Here is a 788-nt window from a genome sequence, read left to right as displayed (position 1 = left end):
ATTTGATCGGGAGGTGGGCCGGCTGCCGGCCCGGGACCGCGCGATGAAGCTCTTCCAATGCCAAGCCTGCGACCAGCCGGTCACCTTCGAGGCGACCGCCTGCGAGAGCTGCGCGCGGCCATACCGATCAGGTGGAACTCGGAGTCGGGGGTGCGGTAGCCGAGGTCGGCGTAGAGGCGACCGATCGTGCTTGGGTTCTCGTAGCGCCAGCCGCGCCATATCCGTTCGGATAACGGGCCGGAGTTCGTCGCGAAGGCTGTCCAAGCTTGGATCACCGGCGTCGGAGCCAAGACGGCTTACATCACTCCGGGCTCACCGTGGGAGAATGGCTACGTCGAAAGCTTCAACGCGCGCCTTCGCGACGAACTGCTCAACGGTGAGATCTTCTACACACTCAAGGAGGCGCAGATCGTGATCGAAAGCTGGAGACGTCACTACAACACCGTACGCCCGCACGCCTCACTAGGATACCGGCCGCCGGCACCAGAAGTGTTCATGCCAGCCTTCACCGCTTGGCCGGCTGCCCCCGCCAGACCAGCTCCGCCGGCCAAGCTACCCGTAGTGGAGCGGCCTACCGCGCCCTAACTTTAACCTTGGACCACCCTGAGGCGGCCGATCAGTCGAGCGTGGGGTCCGCCTCTCGAACTTCGTGTTCCACCCGCGCTTGGTCACGCGCCCCGCGCGAGCCGGCACAACCGACCCACGCCCTCAGCGCGCCTTGCAGGCGTCCATCGCCGCCATGTGCGGTCCTGACCGCCCCCGATCCATCCGCCCGATCGGGCGGATGG

Annotated in this window: 1 pseudogene; it reads left to right on the top strand. The window is 66.2% G+C overall.

Annotated features, from left to right (window positions below):
* Positions 1–210: 210 nt before the first annotated feature.
* Positions 211–585, top strand: a pseudogene (locus MKL09_RS25110) (integrase core domain-containing protein); the annotation flags it as partial.
* Positions 586–788 lie beyond the last annotated feature (203 nt).

The organism is Methylobacterium sp. J-048 (assembly GCF_022829515.1).
Classification (GTDB): domain Bacteria; phylum Pseudomonadota; class Alphaproteobacteria; order Rhizobiales; family Beijerinckiaceae; genus Methylobacterium.
The sequence above is the reverse complement of the archived record's forward strand: the minus strand, read 5'-3'. Positions and strand labels throughout refer to the sequence as shown.